The 1,212-nt window shown below is 74.8% G+C and carries 1 protein-coding gene; it reads left to right on the forward strand.

What is annotated here, in order from left to right:
• The coding region (locus tag HMPREF0731_RS20770) for a PepSY-associated TM helix domain-containing protein (protein WP_007006200.1) at positions 1-1,212 on the forward strand (1,212 nt) is incomplete at both ends.

Here is a 1,212-nt window from a genome sequence, read left to right on the forward strand (position 1 = left end):
CCGGGGGAGCGCCGCTTCGGCGCCGCGCGCTTCGACGCCGCGACCGGCACGCCGATCGCCGCGCGGGAGACGCAGGGCGGCGAGTTCTTCCTGCGCTTCCATTTCCAGTTCCACTACATGCCGGTGCTGTGGGGGCGCTGGCTGGCCGGGGCGGCGGCGATGCTGATGCTGGTCGCCATCCTCAGCGGCATCATCACGCACCGGAAGATCTTCGTCGATTTCTTCACCTTCCGCTGGGGCAAGGGGCCGCGCGCCTGGCTCGACGCGCACAACGCGCTCTCGGTCTTCGGCCTGCCCTTCCACCTGATGATCACCTACACCGGGCTGGTCACGCTGATGGCGCTCTACATGCCCTGGGGCGAGCGCGCCGGGATCCGCAGCGCCGCCGAGCGGCAGGAGATGTCCACCCAGCTCAGCGCCTTCCTCCGCCCCGGAAGGCCGAGCGGCGAGGCCGTGCCGCTGGCGCCGGTCGACGCCATGGTGCGCCAGGCGGAGGCGCGCTGGGGCCAGGGCCAGGCGGGGCGCGTCACCATCACCCTGCCGGGCGATGCCGCTTCCCGCGTCGCGGTGTCGCGCGGCGAGGCGGGGCGCGTCTCGATGAGCCCGCAATACCTCGAATTCTCCGGCGCCAGCGGCGCGCTGCTGGCGGTGCGCGACAGCGTCGGCGCGGCGGCCGAGGCGCGCGGCGTGCTCTACGCCCTGCATCTCGGCCGGTTCAGCGACAGCGCGACGCGCTGGCTGTACTTCCTGGTCAGCCTGGCGGGCACCGCCATGGTCGGCACCGGGCTGGTGCTGTGGGCGGTGAAGCGCCGCGCCAGGCTGCCCGCCGGTGCGCGCGCCCCCCTCGGCCTGCGCCTGACCGAGCGGCTGAACATCGCCGGCATCGCCGGGCTGTCGGTCGCCATGACAGGTTTCCTCTGGGCCAACCGGCTGCTGCCCGCCGGCCTGCCCGGCCGCGCCGTGTGGGAGGTCGATCTGTTCTTCATGCTGTGGGGCGCGGCGCTGCTGCACGCGGTGCTGCGCCCCGTCCGCCGCGCCTGGCTGGAGCAGCTCTGGCTGGCCGCCGCGCTGCTGGCGCTGCTGCCGCTGCTCAGCGCCGCCACCACGGAGCGGCCGCTCTGGCGCAGCCTGGCGCAGGGCGACTGGGCGTTCGCCGGGCTGGAGCTGACCTGCCTGGCCCTGGCGGCGCTGCATGCGGCGCTGGCGCGGGGG

It is taken from the genome of Pseudoroseomonas cervicalis ATCC 49957 (assembly GCF_000164635.1).
Classification (GTDB): domain Bacteria; phylum Pseudomonadota; class Alphaproteobacteria; order Acetobacterales; family Acetobacteraceae; genus Pseudoroseomonas; species Pseudoroseomonas cervicalis.